The sequence below is a fragment of the Labrys sp. KB_33_2 genome (genome assembly GCF_052114505.1).
Lineage (GTDB): Bacteria > Pseudomonadota > Alphaproteobacteria > Rhizobiales > Labraceae > Labrys.
The window spans coordinates 207,332-233,481 of record NZ_JBFREW010000006.1 but is presented as its reverse complement, the minus strand read 5'-3'; the positions used below and the strand labels follow the sequence as shown (position 1 = coordinate 233,481).

The window sequence follows — 26,150 nt, the reverse complement described above, 5'->3', positions numbered from 1 at the left end:
GGCAGCCACAGAATGGACCTTGCCCCGTGACCGTTACAGACCGAAGCAGCAGCAAGACACGCCGTACCCGCAAGCCGGAGGAGCCGGAAGAAGGCCATAACGGTTTCGAGCGTGTCGCGCTGCTGCTGCAAGGCGGCGGTGCGCTCGGGGCCTATCAGGCCGGCGCCTACCAGGCTCTCGAAGAAGGGGGCGTTCAGCCCAACTGGATCGCCGGCATTTCCATCGGCGCCATCAACGCGGCCCTTATCGCGGGCAATGCCCCCGGCAAGCGTGTCGCCCAATTGCGCCGCTTTTGGGAGATGGTGAGCGATCCGCCCTTCGAGCCGGCCCTCGAATGGATCCGCCTGTTCGCCCGGGAGGGTGACCGCCAGCACAAGCTGGTGAATCAGTTCCAGGCCGGCCAGGTTCTGCTGAAGGGGGCGCCGAAATTCTTCGAGCCTCGCTTTCCGCCGCCTTACCTGATGCCGCCCGGCTCGGCCGGCGCCACCAGCTTCTATGACACCGCGCCTTTGAAGCAGACTTTGCTGGAGCTGATCGATTTCGAGCGGCTCAACAGCGGCGAGACCCGCTTTGCGGTCGGCGCCGTCAACATCGCCAGCGGCAACTTCGCCTATTTCGACAATGGCAACGGCACCGCCCGCCTCACGCCGGAACATATCATGGCAAGCGGGGCGCTGCCGCCCGGCTTTCCCCCGATCGAGATCGACGGGCAGTTTTATTGGGATGGCGGATTGGTCTCGAACACGCCGCTGCAATGGATCCTGGAGCGGCAGGACCTCGATACGCTCGCGTTCCAGGTCGATCTATGGAACGCACGCGGCGACATTCCCACGGACATGGCCGAGGTCGAGGTCCGGCAAAAGGAGATCCAGTATTCCAGCCGCACCCGTGCAGCCACGACCCGTGCTCGCGACTATCAGCGCCTGCGCGGTGCCCTCAAGCGTATCCTGGCAAAGCTGCCGGAGGATTTCGGCCTGGAGGAGGACGTCGGGTTGCTGAGCAAGGCCGTCGAGCGCAAGAGTTGCAACGTGGTGCAACTGATCTATCGAGCCCAGAAATATGAAGGGGCCAGCAAGGATTACGATTTCTCGCGCCTGATGATGGAGGAGCACTGGGCTGCGGGCTATGAGGATGCCAGGCGGGCGCTTGCCCATCCGGAGATCTTTCGCAAGCCCCGCAATGCCGAAGCTTTTGCCAGCTATGATTTCGGCCGGGGAGCGTGAAGCCCTTCCTCAGATCGCCATGGCAGCCAGCAGGAATTCCATCGGTCCATGAACTGCGGCTTGCCATTATCGGTTCGGCGGCTCATATACGATCGCTTCCCCGCCTGATTTAACGAACGCACAGAGACGCCGATGCCCGCCTATCGTTCCCGTACCACTACCCATGGCCGCAACATGGCCGGTGCCCGTGGCCTCTGGCGCGCCACCGGCATGAAGGACGGGGATTTCGGCAAGCCGATCATCGCGGTCGTCAACTCCTTCACCCAATTCGTCCCCGGCCATGTCCATCTCAAGGACCTCGGCCAATTGGTGGCGCGCGAGATCGAGCAGGCCGGCGGCGTTGCCAAGGAGTTCAACACCATCGCGGTGGATGACGGCATCGCCATGGGCCATGACGGCATGCTTTACAGTCTGCCTTCGCGCGAACTGATCGCCGACAGCGTCGAATATATGGTCAATGCCCATTGCGCCGACGCGATGGTGTGCATCTCCAATTGCGACAAGATCACGCCCGGCATGCTGATGGCCTCGCTGCGCCTCAACATTCCCACGGTCTTCGTGTCGGGTGGCCCGATGGAAGCCGGCAAGGTCGTCCTGGGCGGCAAGACCAAGGCGCTCGATCTCGTCGACGCCATGGTCGCTGCGGCCGACGACAAGGTCTCCGACGAGGATGTGAAGGCAATCGAGCGCTCGGCCTGCCCGACCTGCGGCTCCTGCTCGGGCATGTTCACCGCCAATTCGATGAACTGTCTCACCGAAGCCCTTGGCCTGTCGCTGCCCGGCAACGGCTCGACCCTGGCCACCCATGCCGACCGCAAACGTCTCTTCGTCGAGGCAGGCCATCTCATTGTCGATCTCGCGCGTCGCTACTATGAGCAGAACGACGAAAGCGTGCTGCCGCGCCAGGTCGCCAGTTTCGGCGCTTTCGAGAATGCCATGACGCTCGATATAGCCATGGGTGGCTCGACCAACACGGTGCTGCATATTCTGGCTGCCGCCCATGAAGGCGAGATTGCCTTCACCATGGACGATATCGACCGGCTGTCGCGCCATGTGCCGGTGCTCTGCAAGGTCGCCCCGGCCGTCAGCCACGTTCATATGGAGGACGTTCACCGTGCCGGCGGCATCATGGGCATTCTCGGCGAGCTCGACCGCGCCGGCCTGATCAACCGCGACCTGCCGACCGTGCATTCGGCCAGCCTGGCGGAAGCCTTGGACCGTTGGGACGTCGTGCGCACCAAGAGCGAGAGCGTGCGCGAGTTCTTCAAGGCCGCGCCGGGCGGCGTGCCGACCCAGGTCGCCTTCAGCCAGGATCGGCGCTGGGACGATGTCGATCTCGACCGCGAGAAGGGCGTGATCCGCTCGGCCGAGCATGCCTATTCCAAGGATGGCGGCCTCGCCGTGCTGAAGGGCAATCTCGCTCTCGACGGCTGCATCGTGAAAACCGCCGGCGTCGACGAATCCATCCTGAAATTCGCCGGGCCGGCCGTGGTGTTCGAAAGCCAGGACGCGGCGGTCGACGGCATCCTCAATGGCAAGGTCAAGGCCGGCGATGTCGTCGTCATCCGTTATGAGGGACCGCGCGGCGGGCCGGGCATGCAGGAAATGCTCTATCCGACCAGCTATCTGAAGTCGAAGGGCCTGGGCAAGGCCTGCGCCTTGATCACCGATGGGCGCTTCTCCGGCGGCACTTCGGGCCTGTCGATCGGACATGCCTCTCCGGAAGCCGAAGAGGGCGGCACTATCGGCCTCGTCGAGCCGGGCGATCGCATCGAGATCGACATTCCCAACCGCACCATCGTGCTGGCGGTGCCGGAAGCCGAGCTCGAGCGTCGCCGCGCCGCCAAGGGAGCCGCGCCCTGGCGCCCGGCCGCACCGCGCAAGCGCAAGGTCACCACGGCGCTGCGCGCCTACGCCGCCATGGCCACCAGCGCCGCCAAGGGCGCTGTCAGGCAGGTGCCCGATTTCGATTGACGCCGGTGTGTGTGCCGGTCTTCGGACCGGCATGCTTTGTCATGATTTGTCATCCGGGACACGGGCGATGGCCAGTATCGAATATCGTTTATTGACAACGGCTATAGGTGTTTTCTTTGGGGTCGTTTCCTGCACGCCCAATTTTTCAATGAGCGGTTGGGAATACGAGGCCTCTATTAGGCGAGAATTTGTGCCAGGTAGTGACTTCTTGACTGTTAAACGAGCCTTGTTGTCGAGAGGATTTCGTCAGAGTTCTGAAGATAATCGATATGGGTTTTCATTTTCCAATACCAAAGGATATTTTGTCTGCGGTCAGGTAATTAGCGGAGCATTAACGGAAGACGGGAAAGTCTCTCGTATTGGAGCTTACCAGGGGTGTTTTCGGACACTTGCGCCTTGAATATTCGGCTTCAATTGAGCGCGTCAGCCAGCGCTTCCAGCGCTTCGCCCGTCAACCGGCAGCCGATCCATTCCTTGCGCAGCACGGCGCCCTGTCTTTCATAAAAGCCGATGGCAGGCTCGTTCCAGTCGAGCACGGACCATTCGAGGCGGCCTAACTCCTCGCTGACGCAACGCTTGGCGAGATGGCCGAGCAGGGCCTGGCCAATGCCGTGGCCGCGATAGGCATCACGGACGAACAAATCTTCGAGATAGATGCCGTGGCGGCCGAGGAAGGTCGAGTAACTGTAGAACCACAGGGCGAAGCCGGCCGTCTCGCCCTGCCATTCCGCGATCTCGCAGAAGACGCGAGGATTGCTGGCGAATAGACTGGCCTCGATGTCGGCTTCGGTGGCGATCGCCTCGTGTTCGAGCTTCTCATAGAGCGCCAAGCCGCGGATCAGATCCAACACTGTTGCGGTATCGGCCGGTTCGGCGCGGCGGATGATCAGGGACATTGTCGTGCTCCAACAAAAAAGCCCGCCATGGAAGGCGGGCTGGCTGTGTTGCCTGGAACCAAGATTTCGACGCGGATCAGGCCGCGTCGATGTCGTTCAGCCCGAGGCGCTTGTCGAGATAGGACGAGCAGGAAGCGATCAACTCGTCCGTCTTGTTATCGAAGAAGTGATTGGCGCCGGCAATGACCGATTGTTCGATGACGATGCCCTTCTGCGTCTTCAGCTTGGAGACCAGTGTCTCGACATCCTTGAGCGGCGCGACGCGATCGGCGTCGCCATGGACGATCAGACCGGAGGACGGGCAGGGGGCGAGAAAGGAGAAGTCGAAGCGGTTGGCCGGTGGTGCCACCGAGATGAAGCCCTCGATCTCCGGGCGGCGCATCAGGAGCTGCATGCCGATCCAGGCGCCGAAGGAGACGCCGGCGATCCAGCAGGATTTGGCTTCCGGCGTCACCGCCTGGACCCAGTCGAGGGCGGAAGCTGCATCGGAGAGTTCGCCCGCGCCATGGTCGAAGGAGCCCTGGCTACGGCCGACGCCGCGGAAGTTGAAGCGCAAGGCCGAAAAGCCCCGCTGCACGAAGGCGTAGAACAGATCGTAGACGATCTTGTTGTTCATCGTCCCGCCGAACTGCGGATGCGGATGCAGGACGATCGCAATGGGGGCTCCGCGTTGCTTGGACGGCTGGAAGCGGCCTTCGATGCGGCCTGCCGGGCCGGTGAACGTAACTTCGGGCATATATTGAGTTGCCTTTTTCGTGTGCCAGAGCAGAATTTGGTTGATCGGAACGGCTTCCGGCCAATCAAATTCTGCTAGAACTTTCAAACCCTGCTCGGGACCCGCGCTCCGGCTCCGATGACTGGCCTTGACGGCTGAGGTCGGCAGGAGTAGAACTTTAGAATAATTCTAATGACTTAGAATAATTCTAAAGTAGCTCATCGCTGCTACGCGATGCGCTCCGATCCATGCGCCGATAAGGACGCATTGCACCCAGCCCGCGTTCGGGTAGCGCTTCTTAACACGAAGAGCAGGGCGTTTTGCAAGCTTTTCCGCATTGGTGGAGCGGTAGAACAACGGATTTTTGGGGTTTGACCAGGTCGCGCACCTATCTGGACCACAATGCAACCACGCCGTTGCGGCAGGAGGCTCGCGTCGCCTTGCTGTCGGCACTGGAGCTTTGCGGTGCGCCGTCTTCCGTTCACGCGGATGGCCGTGCGGCACGCAAGCTGGTCGAGTCGGCCCGGCATGAGGTTGCCGATCTCATCGGTGCCTTGGCCAAGAACGTGGTTTTTTGCGCCTCCGCCACCGAAGCCAACAATCTGGCCCTCAATCTCGACTGGCAGCGGCCCGGTCAGCCCTCTCTTCGACGCATGGCTGTGTCCAACGTGGAGCATGCCAGCGTGACCAATGGCGCCCATCCGCAGAATGCCGATATCGCCTTGTTGCCAGTGGATGGAAACGGGGTGCTCGACCTCGATGCCCTTGATGCCCTGTTGAACGAATGGCGCGCGAGGGGAGAGACCGGTCTTGTTTCGGTGATGCTGGCCAACAATGAAACCGGTGTGGTGCAGCCGGTGGAGGAGATCGCAGCGCGCGTTCACGCGGCCGGCAGCCTGTTTCATTGCGACGCTGCGCAGGCAGCGGGGAAGATATCGTGTCTGATCAATGAGATTGGAGCCGACCTTCTAACGATTTCGAGCCACAAGCTCGGCGGGCCGCTCGGTGCTGGCGCTCTGGTTTTGGGTAGCGCTGGCCTGCATCAGCCTAACCCCCTTATCCGTGGCGGTGGCCAGGAAAAGGGGCTGCGGGCCGGCACCGAGAACGTGCCGGCGCTGGCCGGTTTCGGCGCGGCGGCACGTGCCGCCGCACGGGATCTTGTGGCCTATGCCGAGAGAAGCCTTGCTCTGCGCTCGATGCTGGAGACGGCGTTGCGCGAAGCGTCGCCGGACGTGGTCGTGTTTGGCGAGGGAGTACCGCGCCTGCCCAACACGCTCAATGTGGCCGTGCCGGGGATGGCGGCGGAAACGACATTGATCGCATTGGATCTTGAGGGTATTTCCGTCTCCTCGGGATCTGCCTGTTCATCGGGCAAGGTGAAGGTCAGCCATGTGCTGACCGCGATGGGCGTGGCGCCGGCGCTGGCCGGTTGCGCCTTGCGCGTGTCGCTGGGACGGGAAACCACAGTCCAAGAGATCGAGTTTTTCATCGCGGCCTGGAAAAGGCTGCGCAAGAACTTACATGACAGAAAGCATCGGGCCGCATAAAGCCCTGTTCGATCTGTAAAATTTGTCGCTTTCGGGCGGCACCAGGAGACCAACATGCCTGCAGTCCAGGAAACCGTCGAACAGGTCCGGGCGATCGACGTCGACCAGTATAAATATGGCTTCGTCACGGACATCGAGATGGAGCTTGCACCCAAGGGCCTGTCCGAAGAGATCGTGCGCTACATCTCGGCCAAGAAGGGCGAGCCGGATTGGATGACCGAATGGCGTCTCGACGCCTACAGGCGCTGGATCACCATGCAGGAGCCGACCTGGGCGCGCGTGGAATATCCGCCGATCGATTTCCAGGATCTCTATTATTACGCGGCACCCAAGAAGAACGCCGCGCTGACTTCGCTCGACGAAATCGATCCGGCCATTCTCAAGACCTATGAGAAGCTCGGCATTCCCCTGCGCGAAGTCGAGATCCTCGAGGGCGTGGCGCCGGCCAACCGCATCGCCGTCGACGCGGTATTCGACTCGGTTTCCGTCGTCACCACCTTCAAGGACGAATTGAAGAAGGCCGGCGTGATCTTCTGCTCGATCTCCGAGGCGCTGCGTGAGCATCCGGATCTGGTGAGGAAGTATCTTGGTACCGTGGTACCGACCACCGACAATTTCTACGCGACGCTCAACTCGGCCGTGTTCTCGGACGGTTCCTTCGTCTATGTGCCGCCGGGCGTGCGCTGTCCGATGGAACTGTCGACCTATTTCCGTATCAACGAGGAAAAGACCGGCCAGTTCGAGCGCACCCTGATCATTGCCGACAAGGGCGCCTATGTCTCCTATCTCGAAGGCTGCACGGCGCCCCGTCGCGACGAGAACCAGCTCCATGCCGCCGTGGTCGAACTGATCGCGCTCGATGACGCCGAGATCAAATATTCCACGGTGCAGAACTGGTATCCGGGCGATTCCGAGGGCAAGGGCGGCATCTACAATTTCGTTACCAAGCGTGGCGATTGCCGCGGCGCGCGCTCGAAGATCTCGTGGACTCAGGTCGAGACCGGTTCGGCCATCACCTGGAAATATCCGTCCTGCATCCTGCGCGGCGAAGGCTCCCAGGGCGAGTTCTACTCGATCGCAGTATCGAATGGCCGCCAGCAGGTCGACAGCGGCACCAAGATGATTCATCTGGGCAAGAACACCAAAAGCCGGATCATCTCCAAGGGCATTTCGGCCGGCCACTCCAACAACACCTATCGCGGCCTGGTCTCGGCCCATCGCAAGGCAACCGGCGCCCGCAACTTCACCAATTGCGACTCGCTGCTGATCGGCGAGCACTGCGGGGCGCATACCGTGCCCTATATCGAGTCGAAGAACTCGACGGCGGTGTTCGAGCATGAGGCCACCACCTCGAAGATCTCGGACGACCAGCTGTTCTACTGCCTCCAGCGCGGCCTGTCGGCCGAAGAGGCGACGGCGCTGATCGTCAACGGCTTCGTCAAGGACGTGCTGCAGCATCTGCCGATGGAATTCGCGGTCGAAGCGCAGAAGCTCATCTCCATCAGCCTCGAAGGCAGCGTCGGCTGATCCGGCGCGCCAGTCTTTTCACGCTCCGGCGTTACTATTTCTAGGAACTTTACGATGCTCGAAATCAAGAACCTCCATGCCGAAATCGACGGCAAGCCGATCATCCAGGGCCTGAGCCTCAAGGTGGCAGACGGCGAAGTCGCGGCCATCATGGGTCCGAACGGCTCAGGCAAGTCGACACTGTCCTATATTCTGGCCGGCAAGGAGGATTACGAGGTCACCGCGGGTGAGATTCTGCTCGACGGCGAGAACATTCTCGAAGTTCCGGTCGAGGAGCGCGCGGCTCGCGGCGTCTTCCTGGCCTTTCAGTATCCGCTCGAAATTCCCGGCGTCGCCACCATGACCTTCCTGAAGGCGGCCTTGAACGCCCAGCGTAAGGCGCGCGGCGAAGCCGAGCTCACCACGCCCGATTTCATCAAACGGGTGAACAGCGCTGCCGATGAGCTTAAGATTGCGAAGGAAATGCTGCGTCGTGCCTTCAATGTCGGCTTTTCCGGCGGTGAGAAGAAGCGCATGGAGATCCTGCAGATGGCATTGCTGCAGCCCAGCCTTGCCGTGCTCGACGAGACCGATTCCGGCCTGGACATCGATGCGCTGCGCATCGTGGCCGATGGTGTGAACGCGCTGCGTTCGCCCAAGCGTTCCTTCATCGTCATCACCCATTATCAGCGCCTGCTCAACCACATCGTTCCCGACAGCGTGCACGTCCTCTCCAAGGGCCGCATCGTGAAGTCAGGCGGCAAGGAATTGGCGCTCGAGCTCGAAGCCAACGGCTATCGCGACTACGAGGAAGCTGCGTAACCATGGCCAATATCGTTGCTGTGAAGACTTCGGCCGAGACGGCTCTGGACGAGGCGTTCGGCGGCCTGCGCGAGGCGCTGCCGGGCGCCGGCGCCGTGCGCGGCCTGCGCGAAGGGGCGATTGCCCGCTTTCGCGAAAGCGGCCTGCCGCACCGCCGGGTCGAGGAATGGAAATATACCGACCTGCGTACCCTGATGCGCGACGCCAACCCTGTCGCGACCCGTCCGCAAGGAATGCCCAACGCGGGCGGCAAGGCCGAGGATTTCCTCGCCGGGCTCGATCATATTCGCCTGGTTGTGGTGGATGGTGCCTTTTCGCCGGCGCTGTCGAACATTGCGGCGCTGCCGGCCGGACTGAGGGTGATTTCTCTGGCCGAGGCACTGGCCTCGACGGACGAGAAACTCGTCGCCGATCTCAGTGCCGGCGCGCCCAATAACGCCGTGCTCGACCTCAACACCGCCTTCATGAGCGACGGCGTGGTGGTCAGCGTCGAAGCGGGTATCGAGATCGGCTTGCCCGTTGCGATCGAAACCCGTCACACCGGAACGGTTCCTCAGGCGACCTTCACCCGTTCCCTCGTGGCTCTGGGAGCCGGCGCCAGGCTGACGCTGATCGACAGCTACGAGGGGCCCGAGGGCGTCGCCCATCAGACCAATGCCGCCCTCGCCGTGAAGTTGGGCGATGGCGCGCAGTTGCAACGCATCAGCTTCCAGGTGCAAAGCCTTGAAGCACAGCATATTTCCACGGTTCTAGCCTCTCTTGGCAAGGAAGCCCTGCTGCAGAGCTTTGCGCTGGAGGCGGGGGCTGCCGTGGCGCGCAACCAGCTCTTCGTCACTTATGAAGGCGATAATGCCAAAATTCTGCTGTCGGGCGCAACGCTGCTGGCCGGCAGCCGCCATGCCGACACCACTTTGGTGGTGGATCATACCGCGCTGGGTGGCGAGAGCCGTGAGCTCTTCCACGCCGTGATCGACGACGAGGCTCGTTCGGTGTTCCAGGGCAAGATCGTGGTCCGCCCCGGTGCGCAGAAGACCGACGGGCGCATGATGAGCCGCTCGCTGCTACTGTCGGAAACGGCCGAGGCCGATGCCAAGCCGGAACTCGAGATCTTCGCCGACGACGTCGTATGCGCCCACGGCGCGACCTGCGGCGCCCTCGACGAGGATCTGCTGTTCTACTGCAAGGCCCGTGGCATCCCGCAGAAGGAGGCCGAGGCCATCCTGGTGCAGGCTTTCGTCGGCGAGGCCATCGAGACAGTGGAGAACGAGGAACTGCGCGAGCGGCTCAACGCCCTCACGCTGGCCTGGCTCGAAAAGCGGGTCTGAGGGAGTGGCGGCCTCTGGCCGCCATCCCAGAATTGCGATTGATGGGGTTGGTGGTCCCGCCATCTCGGCATGCCGAATTGGCTTGAGACCGCCACTCCGAGCGAAGGAATGGGAATGTGAACAAGCCCGTCGCCGCACTTCCTTATGACCTGACCAAGGTCCGCGCCGACTTTCCGGCCCTGTCCCTGCAGGTCCACGGCAAGCCGCTGGTCTATCTCGACAACGGTGCCTCCGCGCAGAAGCCTCAGGCGGTGCTCGATCGTATGATGCATGCTTACACGCATGAATATGCGAATGTTCACAGAGGTTTGCACTATCTTGCGAATGCGGCGACCGAGGCGTACGAGGCCGGTCGTGAGAGCGTACGCAAGTTCCTCAACGCGCCTTCGATCGAGCAGATCATCTTCTCGCGCTCGGCAACGGAATCGCTCAACCTCGTAGCCGCCTCCATGGGGCGCCTGCTCGAGATCGGTGAGGGCGACGAGATCGTGCTTTCCATCATGGAGCACCATTCCAACATCGTACCGTGGCACTTCCATCGCGAGCGCGCCGGCGCCGTATTGAAATGGGCGCCGATCCGGGACGACGGTTCCTTCGATCTGGAAGCCTTTGAAAAGCTGCTGGGTCCGCGCACCAAGATGGTGGCTGTAACCCATATGTCGAACGTGCTCGGCACTGTGACGCCGCTTAAGGAAATCGTCGCGCTGGCCCATGCCCGCGGCATTCCGGTGCTGGCCGATGGCAGCCAGGGCGCCGTGCATCTCGACGTCGACGTTCAGGATCTCGACGTCGATTTCTACGCTTTTACCGGCCACAAGGTCTATGGGCCCACCGGTATCGGCGTGCTCTACGGCAAGAAGGATTGGCTGGAGAAGATGCCTCCCTTCAACGGTGGCGGCGAGATGATCGGCGAGGTGACGGAGGACCGCATTACCTATGCCACGCCGCCGCACCGTTTCGAGGCCGGCACGCCGCCGATCGTGCAGGCGATCGGCCTGGGCGCGGCGCTGGACTACATGATGGCCCTCGGCCGTGATAACATCCGGGCTCACGAGGAAAAGCTCCAACATTATGCCCAGGAGCGCCTTTCCAAGCTCAATTCGATCCGGATCTTCGGTGAAGCGCCGGGCAAGGGCGCTATCGTGTCCTTCGAACTGAAGAATGCCCATGCGCATGACGTCGCGACCGTGCTGGATCGTTATGGTATTGCTGTGCGCGCGGGAACACATTGCGCTCAGCCGCTTTTGGCGCGATATGGCGTAACCTCGACCTGCCGCGCATCCTTCGGGCTTTACAATACGCTCGACGAGGTAGATGCACTGGTCGAGGCGCTGATCAAGGCGCAGAGCTTTTTTGCATGACGGAGGCAGTGATGGCCGACGGAAATCTGGCCGAGACGCGGCCCAATGAACCGGCGGTCGCAGGGGCGACTGCCTTGCCGCCGGAAGAGATCGATCGGTTGACCGATGCGATCGTGGCGGCGCTCAAGACCGTTTACGATCCGGAAATCCCGGCCGATATCTACGAACTTGGCCTGATCTACCGCGTCGAGATTGCCGATGACCGCAAGGTGAGCATCGACATGACGCTGACCGCGCCTGGCTGTCCGGTCGCGGGCGAAATGCCCGGCTGGGTGGAAAATGCCGTGGCGAGCGTGCCGGGTGTCGCCGAGGTCCAGGTGAAGATGGTGTTCGACCCGCCGTGGGATCAGTCACGCATGTCCGATGAAGCGCGGGTTGCGCTGGATATGTGGTGAGAGCAGCTATTTCCGCTGGCCAAATGCACATGCCTCCGACTAAGGACAGCCATTGGTTGTTTGTAGGTGGGGCAATTGGGTATGGGGACTGCGAGCAGGGTGATTTCGATCGGCGAAAGGATCAAGGGTGCCGCCCTGATGCTTATCGGTGGCGTGATCGTATATTTCGCCGTCGATAATTATCTCAAAGTATCCAACGCCCAGATTGGAACCGTGATTCGGATGCCTCGCATCCTGGAATGGTCCTACGACAATTTCGGTCTCGTGCCGTCCGTCATTCTACAATCCATCCTGGGCGGTGCCGTCGTGCTTTTCGGGCTTTTCAAGCTGGTCGCAACGAGGCGTTGACCGTGCCCTGACCGGGCAGGCTTTTTGATCGCTCACGCACTCGCATTTCCAACGGGGCAAGCCTATATTCATGGCGTGATGAAGCACCGGGCCTTGAACCCGGTGTTCTTGGAGTGTTTCAGTGAACAAGGTCCGTCCCAAGTTCAAGGTCGTTTCGCTGACAGATGCGGCGGCCGAGAAGATCAAGGCCATCATGGCAAATGCCGAGCAGGCCTATGAGGGCGTGCGCGTCGGTGTCAAGAATGGTGGTTGCGCCGGCATGTCCTACACGATGGAATATGCTGAAGCTGCCAATCCGCTCGACGAAGTGGTCGAGGACAAGGGCGTCAAGGTTCTGATCGATCCCAAGGCAGTGCTGTTCCTGCTTGGCACCGAGATGGACTACAAGACGGACAAGCTCGCGGCGCAGTTCGTATTCAACAATCCCAACCAAACCTCGGCCTGTGGCTGCGGCGAGTCGGTGGCGATCACACCGGCCGCGAACGGCACCCTTTAAGCGACGAATTGAGGCTTTTGCCGGATGGATCACGAGCATCTGCGCGATCTCTTCGCCGGCATGCCGCGCCTTTCCATCCGCCGCCTGTTCGGCGGGATCGGACTTTATTCCGATGGTATGGTCTTCGCCCTTGGCGGAGCCGACCAGATCTGGATCAAGGCGGATGCGCAGACGCAGCCTCTGTTCGAGGAAGCAGGTTCCCGCCCGTTTCGCTATCAAGGCAAGAACCGGACGGTGCAACTGCCCTATTGGAGCCTGCCTGATAAGGCGCTCGACGATCCGGACGAGGCCCTGAAATGGGCTCGTCTGGGTTTGGCTGCGTCCTTGCGCGCGCCAAGACAGGCGTCTAAAGCAAAGCGTTCTAGGAAGAGCCCGCCGCAGCCATCGTGAGCGTGCTTGCCTCGTCGATATTGGATCATTGCCATGTCCATCGTGCTCTCGATCGCTCTTTTCTTTGTCATCTGGTGGATGACCCTGTTCGCGGTGCTGCCGCTTGGCGTGAAGAGCCAGGTCGAGGGCGGGGAGGTGGTGCCGGGCACCGAAGCCGGGGCGCCTCAAAAGCCGATGCTGTTGATGAAGGCGGGAATCACGACGGCCATCGCCGTCACGATATTCACCTGCGTCTATCTCGTCGTGTCCAAGCACTGGATGCCGCACCAGATCTTCGACGTGGTGCCGGATCTCAAGCAGTAATGGCCGTACTCTCGCGAGATATCAGTGCAGACGACCATGTGAAGGGGCTGGCCGACGCGCCGGTCACCCTGGTCGAGTATGGCGATTTCGAATGCCCCTATTGCGGGGAGACCGTGGGCGTCATCGACGGGGTCCAACGCCTGATGGGTGAACGGCTTCGCTATGTCTTCCGGCATTTTCCACTGATCGAACCACATCCCCATGCCCTGCACGCCGCCGGGCTTGCCGAGGCCGCGAGCGAAATTGGCCGGTTCTGGGAAGCCCACCGCATTCTCTATGACAATCAGCACGCGCTGGACGATCGCGCCCTGCGCACTTACGGTCGCAGGCTCGGTCTCGGCACGGACACCGTCGAGGCTGCCCTGGCTGGTCACTATGCGGGCAGGATCGAACTCGATTTCCAGAGCGGCATCGCCAGCGGCGTGAATGCCACGCCCACTTTGTTCATCAACGGCGTTCGCCACGATGGTCGCCGCGACCTCAGGGGCCTGCATGCGGCCTTGCTGGCCGCGGCGGAGCAGCGGGGCTGAAATCATTGCGGGCTGTGGCTGTTGCCTCAATGCCGAAGCACGATCTTGCCGAAATGCGATCCTTCTTCGAGATGACGCAAGGCTTGGGCGATGTCGGTCCAGGGATAGCAGCGATCGATCACCGGTCGGAGCTTGCTGGTGTGGATTGCCCGATTCATGGCCTCGAAGGAGGCACGTGAACCGACCGGAATGCCCCGAACCGTCACCTGGCGCCGGAAGATATCGAGTGGATTGATCGCCCCCTCGGTGCCACCCAGATAGCCGATCACGCTGATCTGGCCGCCTCGACGCACCGCCTTCAGCGACTGGGCAAAGCTTTCGGGGCCGCCGACTTCCAGGATATGGTCGACACCGCGCCCGCCCGTTAGTTCGAGCACGGCCTCGCCCCAGTGCAGACGCTTCCTGTAGTTCACCCCGGCCGTCGCCCCCAGCGCCTTGGCGCGCTCGATCTTCTCGTCGCTGCTGGACGTGACGATCACGCCGGCGCCGGCATTGACGGCAAATTGCAGGGCGAAGATCGAAACCCCACCAGTGCCGAGCACGAGAACGGTGTCCCCGGCTTTGAGGTGTCCCGCCGTGACCAGGGCGTGCCATGCCGTTACACCGGCGCAGGGCAGGGTGGCTGCTTCGAGGTCGGTGAGGTCGGCGGGGGCGGGCACGACAGCCTGTTCATCGAGAGCCGCGTATTCCGCCAACAGCCCGTCGAGCGGACCACCGCGCTGATAGCTCGGTTCCGCCATGTCGAAGCTGCCGCCGACCCAGCGCTGCCAGAAGGTGCTGCAGACCCGGTCGCCGACCGCCACGCGGGTGACGTCCTCGCCGATCGCGACGACTTCGCCGACCCCGTCGGAGATCGGGATGAGCGGAAGCGGAAAACGCGTATGGTAGCTGCCTCGGACGATTTCGAGATCCCGGTAGTTCAGCGCGGTTGCGCGGACTCGGACCACGACTTCCTGGCGCCGCGGTGCCGGTATCGGTCTGTCGACCAGGCGCAGATTGCCGATGCCCGGCTCGCCGTCGACGATGATTGCCTTCATTGGGCTCTCCTTGCCTCACTCTGCTTGGCAAGGATGCGCATGCGGCACATAATATTCAAATTCATAATAGTAAGAATTAATATGCAGGAAATGTATGATGCTGAGCGAGATGCGCACCTTCGTCCTGTTCGCCGAGGAAGGATCGATCCAGCGGGTGGCTGAACGCCTGCCCCTGACCCAGCCGGCGGTCACTCGCCAGATCCAGCGGCTCGAACAGATCCTTGGTTTCGAATTGCTCGATCGTCGCCTGAAACCGCCCACTTTGGCACCCCTGGGTGTCGAGGCACTAGCGCGGTGTCGGAAAGTCCTGGCTGCCTATGACGAGTTGACCCGGATGGCAAGGCGGCGTGAGCCGGAGGGCGTGCTGCGACTCGGCATTGCGCACGGCATCGCCAGTGGAGCCCTGGCGCCGATCATTCACGATCTGCGGTTAAGATTTCCGGGCGTGATGCTGCGCTTGACCACCGGGTGGAGCCAGCCTTTGTCCGAGCAGCTTGCGCGCGGCACTCTCGACGCCGCCGTGTTGCTTTCGGCCGAGATAGTCGCCGAGCGCCTGACCATTCTCGGAAAAGAGCATCTAGCAATCATCACCGCCAGCGCCGATGCTGCCGGGAAGGGCGGCGTTTCGATAGACGAGGCTGGCTGGATTCTCAGTCCCGAACCATGCGATGCCCGCAAACGCCTGGCTTTCGAAATGGCTCGGCGGGGGCGGGCGCTGCAGGTGGTTGCGGAAGTCCAGGATTCCAGCCTGCAACTGGCCCTGGTGCGAGAGGGGCTCGGCCTCAGCCTGTTGCCGCGCCGGATCCTGGAACGGACCGCCAATGCGGGCATTGCCGTGCCGGAAGAGACAGGCGATTTCAACCTGGTTCTCGATGTGCAGATGCAGCGTTCACCGCATCTTCGCCTGCTGGATCCGGTCGTCGATATCTTTGCGCAGGCCGTCAGTGCCCAATTGCGGTGACGCGAGAGTGCTGCTCTTACCCCTTGGGCTTGCCCCTGGGCTTTTCCATCCACTTGATGATGAGCATGGCCGGGAAGACCCAGGCAAGGCCCAGAATGGCGTAGAGGATGGGCTGTAGCCAGGCTGGCGCGTCGGTGATACGACCTTCCGCCAGCGCCATGGCGAGGAGGGCGTAGACCACCACCAGGACCAGCATCGCCAATGAACCGACCAGTTTGCGCAGGGACGGGCGCTTGTAGTCCTGGGCCATGATCTCGAACTCCGTGGTCGGCGTCGTCTTCGCCAGCTGGAACGGCGTAAGCCGACATGCCGTCGGAGTGCGACGCGAGCGCGCGTTGCTCCAGGCCGGCGATTTCTATATTTGTGCGCCCTAGAGCAAAGCGCGTTCGTGACCGAACGCTTGTTTGCCCTAACTCTTTGTTTCGACGCGTCTTTGCGATTCTAGGTGATTTCCTATAATCACAAAACGCTTTAGAGCAAAGCGCGTTCAAGTGTGAGCGCTTATTTGCTCCAACTTTCTGTTTCCGAGCCAATCCGCTGGATTGGCTCGTGCGTTATTGCCCGTCCTGACGGTCCCGTCAGATCGCAAAACGCTGTCAGCCGGTCGATCAGGAAAGGCATGCGCGTGGCCGCCATCGCAGACAATCCCGCCATCATTGGCATGAGCCGCGGCCATCTCGCCGCTGTCCGAGCCTGGCTCGTCATCGTGGCCGTGTTGGTGATTGCGATGGTGGTGGTCGGCGGCGCCACGCGCCTGACCGAATCCGGGCTTTCGATCACCGAATGGCAGCCGATCAAGGGAACGATTCCACCGCTGTCGGACGGCGAATGGGCAGCCGAATTCGAAAAATACAAACAGATCCCGCAATATGTGAAGCTGAACCTCGGCATGTCGCTGGAGGAATTCAAGTTCATTTATTGGTGGGAATGGAGCCACCGCCTGCTCGGGCGCCTGATCGGCATCGTCTTTGCCGTGCCGTTCCTGATCTTCTGGCTGCGTGGCTGGCTGACGCCAAGGCTCACCGTGAAGCTGGTCGGCTTGCTGGCGCTCGGGGGCAGCCAGGGGTTGCTGGGTTGGTGGATGGTGAAGTCGGGCCTGGCCGACCGTACCGAGGTCTCGGAATACCGCCTGGCGATGCATCTCAGCCTGGCCTGTCTCATTCTCACAGCCATCGTCTGGGTTGCATCCTCGCTCAGGAATGAACGAGACAGCGGGGCCATTCCAGGGGCGGCGAAGGCGATTGCCTATCTGCTGGTGCCGCTCATCCTGGTGCAGATCTTCATGGGCGGGCTGGTGGCTGGTTTGCGGGCAGGGCTTGCCTACAACACCTGGCCGCTGATGGACGGCTATTTCATCCCGGCCCTGAACAATCTCTACATCATGGCGCCGACCTGGGTGAATCATTTCGAGAATGCGCTGACCGTGCAGTTCCAGCACCGCATGGTGGCCTATCTTATCGTGGCGCTGGCCCTGCTGCAGGCCTGGCTGGCGGTTCGAGGAGGCAACGGCCCGGCGCGGAGCCGGGCCCTGCTGGTGGCGGCCGCGGCGCTTGGCCAGGCCGCCATCGGCATCGTCACGCTTGTGCTGGTCGTGCCGCTATGGGCAGGCATCCTGCACCAGCTTGGCGGTGTCCTCCTCCTGACCGCTGCGACGGTGCACGCGCAGCGGCTGGTCGCAGGATCTGCTGCTCAGTTTCCGGCGAGGGCCTGATCGAGGTCGGCGATGATGTCCTTGACATCCTCGATGCCCACGGAGATGCGCACCACGTCCGGACCGGCGCCCGCTGCTTTCTTCTGCTCATCGGACAATTGCCGGTGGGTGGTGGAAGCCGGATGAATGATCAGCGAGCGGGTGTCGCCGACATTGGCGAGATGCGAGAATAGCTTGACGTTCGACACCAGCTGGATGCCGGCGTCATTGCCACCCTTCAGTCCGAAGGTGAACACGGCCCCGGCGCCCTTGGGGCAGTATTTGCGGGCGAGGGCGTTGTAGCGATCGCTGTCGAGGCCGGGATAGGACACCCAGGCCACGCTTGGATGCTCGGCAAGATAGTGTGCCACCGCCAGGGCGTTGTCCGAGTGCTTTTGCATGCGCAGCGGCAGCGTCTCGATACCCGTCAGGATCAGGAAGGCGTTGAAGGGCGACAGCGCCGGGCCGAGATCGCGCAGGCCAAGCACGCGCGTGGCGATGGCAAAGGCGAAATTGCCGAAAGTCTCGCCGATGACGATGCCGTTATATTCGGGGCGCGGCGCCGACAGAAACGGGTAGCGGCCGGAAGCCAGCCAATCGAACTTGCCGCCGTCGACGATGACGCCACCGATCGAATTGCCGTGTCCACCCAGGAATTTGGTGGCCGAATGCACCACGATGTCGGCGCCGAAGTCGATCGGACGGGTGAGATAGGGCGAGGCGAGCGTGTTGTCGACGATCAGGGGGACGCCGGCCTTCTTGGCAATGGCCGCGATCGCGGCGATATCGGTGATGATGCCCCCAGGATTGGCGATGGATTCGATGAAGATCGCTTTGGTCTTGGGCGTCACCGCGGCGGCGAAGCTGGAGGGATCGTTGGCATCGGCCCAGCGCACGTTCCAATCGAACGAGCGGAAGGAATGGTTGAACTGGTTGATCGAGCCGCCATAGAGCTTGTTGGAGGCGATGAACTCGTCGCCCGGCTGCAGCAAGGTGTGGAATACCAGCATCTGGGCGGCGTGCCCGGAGGCGACCGCGAGGGCGGCAGTGCCGCCTTCCAGCGCGGCGACGCGCTCTTCCAGTACGGCATTCGTGGGATTGGTGATACGCGAATAGATGTTGCCGAAGGCCTGCAACCCAAAGAGCGAGGCAGCATGGTCGACATCGTCGAAGACGAAGGATGTCGTCTGATAGATCGGGGTGGCGCGGGCGCCGGTGGTCGGATCGGGCTGTGCGCCCGCGTGCACCGCAAGCGTTGAAAACCCTGGTTGTTGCTCAGCCGACATCATGATCCTCCTTGGATGTTCTTGCAGGATATTTGGCCGCAATGACACGGCGTTGGTGAATTGGTGTCATTGCGAGCGCAGCGAAGCAATCCAGTTTTTGCAGGAGGGCTCCGGATTGCTTCGCCGTGCTCGCAATGACAGGCAGTATCAACAGCCTACCGGCGCAGGCCGAGGCGCTGGAAGCCACGCGGATCGCGGGTGGCGCGTTTGGAGGAAATCGCTCCGGAATTGACACCGGCCCAGCCGATCTCGCCGGAAAGCCGGCCATATTCGATCTTGGGGCAGCGGTTCATCACCACCTCGATGCCGGCGGCTTCGGCTTTCGCGGCTGCGGCATCATTGCGCACCGTCAGTTGCATCCAGATCACCTTGGGCAGGACAGGCAGAGCGAGAACCTCGTCGACGACCGCACCGGCTGCTTCGGAATTGCGGAAGATGTCGACCATGTCCACGGGACCGGGCAGGGTCGCCAGGCTGGCGTAAACCGGCAGGTCCAGGATGGTCTTGCCGGCGAGGCCCGGGTTGATCGGGAACATCTGATAGCCGCGCAGGTTGAGATATTTCAGCACGAAATAGCTCGGCCTGACCTCATTGGCCGAGGCGCCGACCATGGCGATGCTGTGAACCTTGCGCAGGATGTCGCCGATATAATCGTCAGAATAGCTGTCGTGGTTCATTTACAAATCCGCCGGTCGTCGACCGCACAATCAATTGGCTTCGGCTATCGGTTTGAGTTTGTCGAGGAAGGGCTTCACTACTTCGGCATTGCCGGGAAGCGGCGTCAAGGCTTGCAGCGAAGCAAATTGCTCGTCGAGTTGCTGCAACGCTTCCTTCTTCTTTTCGGGGGCGAGACTGTGATCCGCCTCGATCTCGGCCCTGGCCTTGGCCTTGTCGGCTTCGGGATCGTTCGGGGCGTTGTCGGCCGTGCCGTTGTTGTCGGGGACGTCGGCCTGATAGGCGAGCATCACCGAATTGGTAACGACATCGAGCGTGTCGAGATCCTTGAATTCATATTTGGCCAAGATGGCGTCGATGCGCGTCTTGGCTTCGGCGATATCCTGGAACGCGGGCAGGGAAGCGACCGGATCATCGCCGGGCGTGTCGGAACGGTCGCCATACTTCTTGGCAAGATCGGCAGCAAGGACCGTCAATTCACCACGGGCTGCGATGAATTTCTCCACCATCGACGGGGTCAGCCTGATTTGATCGTCACTCGCACCCGCAGAGCCGGCCAGGAAACACGCCGATAGAGCAAGGCCGGCAGCGAGACATAAACGATGGGCAAATTGCCTGACGGGAGAGGCGTGCATGGTGGCTACCAATCGAATTGTTCGCGCAGAATGCGTTCGTCGAGTGAGTGCCCGGGATCGTGCAGCATGATGAGGTCTTGCGACAAATCCATGGCTATCTCGACGCGCTGCACGTCCTTGACCTCGACATTGTCGCCGACCGCATTGACGGGCCGCTTGCCTGCCTCCAGAACGTCGATGGTGACGCGGGCGCGCTGCGGCAGGATGGCTCCACGCCAACGGCGGGGGCGGAAGGCCGAGATCGGGGTGAGCGCCAGCAAGGGCGCCTCCAGCGGCAGGATCGGGCCGTTGGCCGACAGGTTATAGGCGGTCGACCCGGCCGGAGTCGCCAAGATCAGGCCATCGCAGATCAGGCTTTCCAGCCGCACATGTTCATCGATCGAGATTTTGAGCTTGGCGGCCTGGAAGCGCGCACGCAGCAACGAAACCTCGTTGATGGCATAGGATTTCGACTTCTGGCCGTGCGTGTCGACCGCGCACATGGCGAGCGGATGCACCACGCTGCGCCGGGCCTTGGCCAGGCGGTCATGCAGATCGTTCTCGCGGAACTCGTTCATCAGGAAGCCGACAGAACCGCGATTCATGCCGTAGATGGGAAGTTTGCGCCCCATCAATTTGTGCAGCGTCTGCAGCATGAGGCCGTCGCCGCCGAGAGCGACGACAACCTCGGCCTCCTCGATCGGAACGTCGCCATAGCGAGCGGTGAGCGATTTGAGCGCCTTGCGTGCCGACGTTGTCGCGGTGGCTACGAAGGTAATCTTCTCGAAATGATGTTTGCTGGTCACGAATGAAATCGCATTGGGAATGTTCGCTGGACCAGGGGACAGACGCGCGCCCGGATCCGATGAGTGAGGCAGGCGACGTAAGCCCGGCGCCAGCCTATCGCGAAAGAATGCCGGCTGCCAATGCTCAAAGCGTTTGACGATCTGGCGGAAACACTGGGTGAGGAAAGAATGACCTGCGGTTGATAGGCCCGGCATAAGAAAACGCCGCACTGAAGACCAGTGCGGCGCCTCCAATGATCCTGGGGGATCATGTCATTTCTTCGACCACCATCCGGCCTTCTTCGGCTTGGCCGGGTCGACGGCGTCGACATAGACATAGGCCGAAGGGTTGGACACCACGACTTCGCGCACGGCAGTGGCCACGACCTCTTCCGGTGCCGGCTCGGGGATGGGCTCGACGACAACGGGAGCCGGCGCCGGAGCCTTTTCGGCCTGGACGAGTGCGGCTTCCTGAGCGGGGGCCGGTGCCGGTTCACTGTCTGCTTCGGTCTTGATCGCCACCTGCTTGCGACCCCGGCGCTTGGGCTTCGGCTTTTCCTCGGCAACCGCCTCTGGCACGACTTCGGCGACGGCAGGGGCCTCGACGGCTTCCGCTGCCACGGCCTCGACGGCTGCGGGGGGCGCTGCTGCGGGTGCCTCGGCTTCGGCAACAGCCGCCGTTTCGGCTTGGGCAACAGTCGCCGTTTCGGCCTCGGCCTCGCGACGGCCGCCGCGCCGTCCACGGCGCCTGCGCTTGCCGGCTTCGGCTCCGTCATCCTCGCTCGGCGCCACAGCTTCGGCCGCGGGCGGCGGCGTCACGTCCGCCGCGACAGGGGGCTCGGCGACGATTGGCTCACCGGCAGACACGGTTTCCTCGCCCTCATCTTCACCGTCGTTGTCGTTCTCACCGGCCGCGGCGTTCTGCGTATCCGCCTCGGCGCCGACACCATTGCCCCGACGCCGACGACGACGGCGACGCTTGCGGTTGCGGTTGCCTTCCCCGGATTCGGCTTCGCCATCCGCGACTTGCTGGCGCGGCTTGCGGCCACCCTCGGTTTCCTTTTCCTTCTCGTCTTCCTCCTCGGCCTCGCTTTCGACCTCGGCAATTTCCTCGGCCGGCGGGAAGGAGTCGACCTGAACCGTGGTCGCGACGGGACGCACTTCCAGCGGCGTCGCGATATCGCCGCGCTCGATCAGGTAGTTCTGGCTGCCCACGATGGTTTCATCGGCACTGACGGTGATCAAAACGCCGAACCGGGCTTCCAGCGCGTAGAGATGGCCGCGCTTGTGGTTGAGCACATAGAGTGCGGTGGCCGTCCGGGTGCGCAGCACCAGATTATGCGTGGCGCTCTTGAGAAGCTGATCCTCGAGCGCGCGCAGGATATGCAGCGCCACCGAGGTGACCGAGCGGACATGGCCGCTGCCGCCGCAATGGGCGCACACTTCGGTGGAGGATTCCAGCACGCCGGTGCGGATGCGCTGGCGCGACATCTCCATCAGGCCGAAATGCGAGATGCGGCCGACCTGGATGCGCGCCCGGTCATTCTTCAGGCAATCCTTGAGCTTGCGCTCGACGGCCCGGTTGTTGCGGCTCTCGTCCATGTCGATGAAGTCGATGACGATCAGGCCGGCAAGGTCGCGCAGGCGCAGCTGCCGGGAGATTTCCTCGGACGCTTCCAGATTGGTCTTGAGGGCGGTGTCCTCGATATTGTGTTCGCGCGTGGCGCGGCCCGAGTTGACGTCGATCGAAACCAGCGCCTCGGTCTGGTTGATGACGATATAGCCGCCCGATTTCAGGTTGACCGAAGGCGAGAACATCGCATCGAGCTGGGCTTCCACCCCAAAGCGCTGGAACAGCGGCGCCGCCTCGCGATAGGCCTGGACGTTCTTGGCATGGCTCGGCATGAGCATGCGCATGAAGTCCTTGGCCTCGCGATAGCCATCGTCGCCGGCAACGATCACCTCGTCGATGTCCTTGTTGTAGAGGTCGCGGATCGAGCGCTTGATCAGCGAACCCTCCTCATAGACCAGAGTCGGGGCAGCCGACTTCAGGGTGAGGTCGCGGACATTCTCCCACAGGCGCAGCAGATATTCGAAGTCGCGCTTGATCTCGACCTTGGTGCGCGAGGCACCGGCTGTGCGCAGGATCACGCCCATGCCATCTGGCACGTCGAGCTCACCGGCCACGGCCTTGAGGCGCTTGCGGTCGACGGCATTGGTGATCTTGCGGGAAATGCCGCCGCCACGGGCGGTATTGGGCATCAGCACCGAGTACCGGCCCGCCAGCGACAGATAGGTGGTCAGCGCCGCACCCTTGTTGCCACGCTCTTCCTTGACCACCTGGACCAGCAGCACCTGGCGGCGCTTGATCACTTCCTGAATCTTGTACTGCTTGCGGGTGCGCACCACGCGCTCGGGGATATCGTCGGCGACATCGCCCCCGCCGAGCGCCTCGACATGCTCCTCGTCGCTGCCGGAACCGACCTCGACGATGCCGCCTGAGCCGCCTTCCTCGTCGGAGGTTTCGGCTTCGGGCGCAGGCGTGGAAACGGTAGCATCCGCGTCGGTGGCTTCGGCCGCCTCGGCGCGCTGCGGGCCGCGGTTGCGACCACGACGACGATCACGTCCGCCGCGCCGGCCGCCTTCGCCGCCACCGCCGTTGCCGTTTTCGTCTTCGTCATCCTCGTCCCGATGCGAGCGCTGCTCCTCGGCCAGGAGCGCGAGACGGTCGGCGACCGGAATCTGATAGTAATCGGGATGGATTTCCGAGAAGGCCAGGAAGCCATGGCGGTTGCCGCCATATTCCACGAAGGCCGCCTGAAGGGACGGTTCGACGCGGGTGACCTTGGCGAGATAGATATTGCCGCGCAGTTGCTTGCGATTGGCTGCTTCGAAGTCAAACTCCTCGACGCGATTGCCGCGGACCACCACGACCCGGGTTTCCTCCGGGTGGGCGGCGTCGATCAACATTTTGTTGGCCATTATTATTTTCTCTCTGGCAAGCGCGGCCGGGATCATGCACGGGGCTGCAGGCGACGAACGCCGATACAGCCCTGCCAAGGCGGCAGGCGCTTGCTCTGTTGGCTGGGACAAGGCTCGATGAGGGGCGAATGGTATGTCCCGAAAGCGAAAGCGGCAGTGTTCGTGCAATCCGCTCGGGGAGTGCACGCTGCTTCACTTCACGACGTCCGGGGGATGCTATTGTTTGCATCGCTCCATCACCGGGTTCGGGTCGCGGGACGAATCCCGCGACGGCGCTCTCGGTCGATGGGCGGGACAGGATATCCGACCGGCGCTCGCGCCGATCCGGATCGCTAGGCGATCCGCACGCCACCCGTGATTCTCCTTATCCTCTAAGGACACATCAGTAGCCGAATAATCTCGGCTTGGCCGGCACCGCATACGATCGTCACGCTTTCACGGCGCAACCGGTCTGCAGGGACCATTCTGATGCTCGAATTCGGCATGGTCGGAGAACCATTCGAGAGCAGAATTGTTTTATCGAGTTATTGTTCGATTTGGCAAGGATTTCCGTTGGCTGTTGCAAGAAGGACACGGACAATGTGGGGGCTGCGTTAACGTTGGGGATACCCTTCGGCGCCAGCATCATTGTTTCGCCACTTCCAAGCGGATATTGGCGGGGCTGAATTCCGTGTGGGATTCCGCCTTGCAGCGACAGGGGGCGTGACCGAGTGTCCTGCGTGGCTTTTCGATCTGCCGGGCCTGCCTGTGCGGCAGGCCTGTTCGACGCAATTTGGAGATGATGGGCGGAATGAGGCTCGCCGCGATAGGCATGCTCGTCTTGTTGGGGGTGGGGCTGGTCCAGGGGGCTCGCGCCGCCCAAGGCCCCGTTGCCCCTCCGGCTACGGCCGAGCCGGCAGCGACGCAGCCACCCGCCGCCCAAGCACCTGCTGCTCCCACGCCGTCCGCCCTGACGGCCAGCGACGCACGGCTGGCTGGCGACGACAGGCGCACGCGTCTGATCGTCGATCTTCACGGTCCCGTGAGCGGTCTGAATTTTCGCGTCTTCGTGCTGCCCGATCCCTATCGCGTGGTGGTCGATCTGCCGCAGATCGAGTTCGGCATACCTCCTGAGACAGGCAAGCACGGACGCGGCGTGGTCAGCGCCTATCGGTTCGGTCTGATCGCGCCCGGAAAGTCGCGTATCGTTCTGGATCTGACCGGACCGGCGGCGGTGGACAAGTCCTTCCTCCTTGATGCACTGGACGATCAACCCGCCAGGCTGGTCATCGATCTGGTCAAGACGGAGCGGGCTGCCTTCCTGCGCACGGCGGCGAGCCAGAAGAACTCGGATATGAGTGTGCATCCGCAAACGCCGCAACCCTCGCCCCCTCTGCTGCCGGAAAACCAGCCGGGCCTGCCCGTAGTCGTGGTCGATCCCGGTCATGGTGGCATCGACATGGGGGCGACATCCAAATCGGGTGAGCAGGAAAAGACCATCGTGCTCGAATTTGCCAGGAGGCTCGCCGACAAGATCAACGGTTCCGGCCGTTATCGGGCGGTCCTGACCCGAGACAGCGACACTTTCATCACACTCGCCGGCCGCGTTCAGTTCGCCCGGGCCAACCGGGCATCGCTGTTCATTTCCGTGCATGCCGATACCCTGCACGACCCCTTCGGTGTCAGGGGCGCGACGATCTACACTCTCTCGGACCGGGCATCCGACGCCGAATCGGCGCGCTATGCCGAGCAGGAGAACAAGGCCGACGCGATCGCGGGCGTTGACCTGGCATCGGAGCCTGGCGATGTGGCCGATATTCTGATCGATCTCACGCGGCGCGAGACCAAGTCCTTCTCCAACGGATTTGCCAAGGTCCTCATCGATCAGTTTCAGGCGGCCGCCACGCTCAACAAGAATCCGCACCGCTCGGCTGGCTTCAAGGTGCTGACTGCGCCCGACATCCCCTCGGTGCTGTTGGAACTGGGCTATTTGTCGAGCCGGGACGACGTGAAACTGCTGACATCGGATGACTGGCGCAACCGCGCCGCCGATGCCGTGGTGACGGCGATCGACGGCTTTTTCCAGCAGCGTCGCGCCAACCAGCCCGCGGCATCGAGCGGCTCTGCGCCCGCGACGCCTTGAAGCGTTTTGCGATCTGCTTGGCAGTGTTCAAAAGGCCTTCCTGTAAGCTCCGTGCACAGGCATGTTGCCGGAGAGCCGCAGTTTCTCCACAAAAGCCCTGCAAAAGCATGCAGGTGCGGACGCCGCCCTTGGGTTCGGCTGGCCCGGCATGTTAGACGTCAGTGGAA

General features: G+C 62.3%; 26 protein-coding genes. 17 read left to right on the top strand and 9 right to left on the bottom strand.

All coding sequences use genetic code 11. The features are described from left to right. Positions 1-26 precede the first annotated feature (26 nt). The 3 genes from AB4037_RS13395 to AB4037_RS13385 all read left to right on the top strand — a co-directional run bounded on the left by AB4037_RS13395 (position 27) and on the right by AB4037_RS13385 (position 3,597). Entirely contained in the window at positions 27-1,223 is a 1,197-nt protein-coding gene (locus tag AB4037_RS13395) for a patatin-like phospholipase family protein (RefSeq protein ID WP_441771855.1), read from the top strand. Positions 1,224-1,355: 132 nt separating this feature from the next. After that, positions 1,356-3,197 carry a dihydroxy-acid dehydratase gene (gene ilvD, locus AB4037_RS13390; RefSeq protein ID WP_441771854.1) on the top strand — a complete coding sequence of 614 codons (1,842 nt, stop codon included), beginning with the start codon at positions 1,356-1,358 and terminating at the stop codon, positions 3,195-3,197. A 67-nt stretch (positions 3,198-3,264) separates the two neighbouring features. Then, positions 3,265-3,597 carry a hypothetical protein gene (locus tag AB4037_RS13385; protein WP_441771853.1) on the top strand — a complete coding sequence of 111 codons (333 nt, stop codon included), beginning with the start codon at positions 3,265-3,267 and terminating at the stop codon, positions 3,595-3,597. 10 nt (positions 3,598-3,607) lie between these two features. Here the strand turns inward: AB4037_RS13385 and AB4037_RS13380 are convergent, their stop codons facing one another. Together AB4037_RS13380 and AB4037_RS13375 are read right to left on the bottom strand one after the other, a co-directional pair. Next, positions 3,608-4,093, bottom strand: a complete 486-nt coding sequence (locus AB4037_RS13380) for a GNAT family N-acetyltransferase (RefSeq protein ID WP_441771852.1) — start codon at positions 4,091-4,093, stop codon at positions 3,608-3,610. Positions 4,094-4,169: 76 nt separating this feature from the next. Then, positions 4,170-4,829 (bottom strand): alpha/beta hydrolase, encoded by a 660-nt coding sequence (locus tag AB4037_RS13375; protein WP_149255056.1) that lies wholly within the window; start codon positions 4,827-4,829, stop codon positions 4,170-4,172. Positions 4,830-5,179: 350 nt separating this feature from the next. On the opposite strand from AB4037_RS13375, the gene AB4037_RS13370 reads away from it, so the two are divergent. The 11 genes from AB4037_RS13370 to AB4037_RS13320 all read left to right on the top strand — a co-directional run bounded on the left by AB4037_RS13370 (position 5,180) and on the right by AB4037_RS13320 (position 13,831). Next, the gene (locus tag AB4037_RS13370) at positions 5,180-6,355 is read left to right on the top strand and encodes a cysteine desulfurase family protein (protein WP_441771851.1); all 1,176 of its coding nucleotides are present in this window, start codon (positions 5,180-5,182) and stop codon (positions 6,353-6,355) included. A 54-nt stretch (positions 6,356-6,409) separates the two neighbouring features. Then, positions 6,410-7,882, top strand: coding sequence for a Fe-S cluster assembly protein SufB (gene sufB / locus AB4037_RS13365; RefSeq protein ID WP_434956612.1), 1,473 nt, complete (start codon positions 6,410-6,412; stop codon positions 7,880-7,882). Positions 7,883-7,936: 54 nt separating this feature from the next. Beyond that, entirely contained in the window at positions 7,937-8,683 is a 747-nt protein-coding gene (gene sufC, locus AB4037_RS13360; RefSeq protein WP_434956611.1) for a Fe-S cluster assembly ATPase SufC, read from the top strand. A 2-nt stretch (positions 8,684-8,685) separates the two neighbouring features. After that, positions 8,686-10,008: a Fe-S cluster assembly protein SufD gene (gene sufD, locus AB4037_RS13355; RefSeq protein WP_441771850.1), complete on the top strand. Its 1,323-nt coding sequence runs from the start codon at positions 8,686-8,688 to the stop codon at positions 10,006-10,008. 116 nt (positions 10,009-10,124) lie between these two features. Beyond that, positions 10,125-11,369, top strand: a complete 1,245-nt coding sequence (locus tag AB4037_RS13350) for a cysteine desulfurase (protein ID WP_434956609.1) — start codon at positions 10,125-10,127, stop codon at positions 11,367-11,369. 11 nt (positions 11,370-11,380) lie between these two features. Beyond that, complete coding sequence (locus AB4037_RS13345) at positions 11,381-11,764, top strand: SUF system Fe-S cluster assembly protein (RefSeq protein ID WP_434956608.1); 384 nt, start codon at positions 11,381-11,383, stop codon at positions 11,762-11,764. Positions 11,765-11,845: 81 nt separating this feature from the next. Continuing rightward, complete coding sequence (locus AB4037_RS13340) at positions 11,846-12,112, top strand: hypothetical protein (RefSeq protein ID WP_441771849.1); 267 nt, start codon at positions 11,846-11,848, stop codon at positions 12,110-12,112. 121 nt (positions 12,113-12,233) lie between these two features. Next, complete coding sequence (gene sufA, locus AB4037_RS13335) at positions 12,234-12,608, top strand: Fe-S cluster assembly scaffold SufA (protein WP_441771848.1); 375 nt, start codon at positions 12,234-12,236, stop codon at positions 12,606-12,608. 24 nt (positions 12,609-12,632) lie between these two features. Then, entirely contained in the window at positions 12,633-12,998 is a 366-nt protein-coding gene (locus AB4037_RS13330) for a TfoX/Sxy family protein (RefSeq protein ID WP_441771847.1), read from the top strand. 33 nt (positions 12,999-13,031) lie between these two features. Further along, a complete protein-coding gene (locus tag AB4037_RS13325; RefSeq protein WP_441771846.1) occupies positions 13,032-13,301 on the top strand; it encodes a DUF1467 family protein in 270 nt (89 codons plus the stop codon). Continuing rightward, the gene (locus tag AB4037_RS13320; protein ID WP_441771845.1) at positions 13,301-13,831 is read left to right on the top strand and encodes a DsbA family protein; all 531 of its coding nucleotides are present in this window, start codon (positions 13,301-13,303) and stop codon (positions 13,829-13,831) included. Before AB4037_RS13325 ends, AB4037_RS13320 begins: the two co-directional genes overlap by 1 nt. Positions 13,832-13,857: 26 nt before the next feature. Here AB4037_RS13320 and AB4037_RS13315 read toward each other — a convergent pair whose 3' ends face one another. Then, positions 13,858-14,868: a zinc-dependent alcohol dehydrogenase family protein gene (locus AB4037_RS13315; RefSeq protein ID WP_441771844.1), complete on the bottom strand. Its 1,011-nt coding sequence runs from the start codon at positions 14,866-14,868 to the stop codon at positions 13,858-13,860. A 97-nt stretch (positions 14,869-14,965) separates the two neighbouring features. On the opposite strand from AB4037_RS13315, the gene AB4037_RS13310 reads away from it, so the two are divergent. Further along, positions 14,966-15,829, top strand: coding sequence for a LysR family transcriptional regulator (locus AB4037_RS13310; RefSeq protein WP_441771843.1), 864 nt, complete (start codon positions 14,966-14,968; stop codon positions 15,827-15,829). A 16-nt stretch (positions 15,830-15,845) separates the two neighbouring features. Here the strand turns inward: AB4037_RS13310 and AB4037_RS13305 are convergent, their stop codons facing one another. After that, positions 15,846-16,079: a DUF2842 domain-containing protein gene (locus AB4037_RS13305; RefSeq protein WP_441771842.1), complete on the bottom strand. Its 234-nt coding sequence runs from the start codon at positions 16,077-16,079 to the stop codon at positions 15,846-15,848. A gap of 369 nt (positions 16,080-16,448) precedes the next feature. On the opposite strand from AB4037_RS13305, the gene AB4037_RS13300 reads away from it, so the two are divergent. Then, positions 16,449-17,540, top strand: coding sequence for a COX15/CtaA family protein (locus AB4037_RS13300; RefSeq protein ID WP_441771841.1), 1,092 nt, complete (start codon positions 16,449-16,451; stop codon positions 17,538-17,540). Here the strand turns inward: AB4037_RS13300 and AB4037_RS13295 are convergent. From AB4037_RS13295 to AB4037_RS13275, 5 genes are all read right to left on the bottom strand, one after another. Then, the gene (locus AB4037_RS13295) at positions 17,519-18,805 is read right to left on the bottom strand and encodes an O-acetylhomoserine aminocarboxypropyltransferase (RefSeq protein WP_434959643.1); all 1,287 of its coding nucleotides are present in this window, start codon (positions 18,803-18,805) and stop codon (positions 17,519-17,521) included. The two genes, AB4037_RS13300 and AB4037_RS13295, sit on opposite strands and share 22 nt — an antisense overlap. Before the next feature lie 155 nt (positions 18,806-18,960). Beyond that, the gene (locus tag AB4037_RS13290; RefSeq protein ID WP_441771840.1) at positions 18,961-19,482 is read right to left on the bottom strand and encodes a CoA-binding protein; all 522 of its coding nucleotides are present in this window, start codon (positions 19,480-19,482) and stop codon (positions 18,961-18,963) included. A 30-nt stretch (positions 19,483-19,512) separates the two neighbouring features. After that, the gene (locus AB4037_RS13285; RefSeq protein ID WP_441771839.1) at positions 19,513-20,115 is read right to left on the bottom strand and encodes a hypothetical protein; all 603 of its coding nucleotides are present in this window, start codon (positions 20,113-20,115) and stop codon (positions 19,513-19,515) included. Between the two features lie 5 nt (positions 20,116-20,120). Continuing rightward, on the bottom strand, positions 20,121-20,900 hold the full coding sequence (locus tag AB4037_RS13280; RefSeq protein ID WP_434956598.1) for an NAD kinase: 780 nt from the start codon (positions 20,898-20,900) through the stop codon (positions 20,121-20,123). A gap of 252 nt (positions 20,901-21,152) precedes the next feature. Then, positions 21,153-23,861, bottom strand: coding sequence for an Rne/Rng family ribonuclease (locus AB4037_RS13275; RefSeq protein WP_441771838.1), 2,709 nt, complete (start codon positions 23,859-23,861; stop codon positions 21,153-21,155). An 811-nt stretch (positions 23,862-24,672) separates the two neighbouring features. Between AB4037_RS13275 and AB4037_RS13270 the strand changes: the two genes are divergently transcribed. Beyond that, positions 24,673-25,983, top strand: coding sequence for an N-acetylmuramoyl-L-alanine amidase (locus AB4037_RS13270; RefSeq protein WP_441771837.1), 1,311 nt, complete (start codon positions 24,673-24,675; stop codon positions 25,981-25,983). The last annotated feature ends 167 nt before the right edge of the window (positions 25,984-26,150 follow it).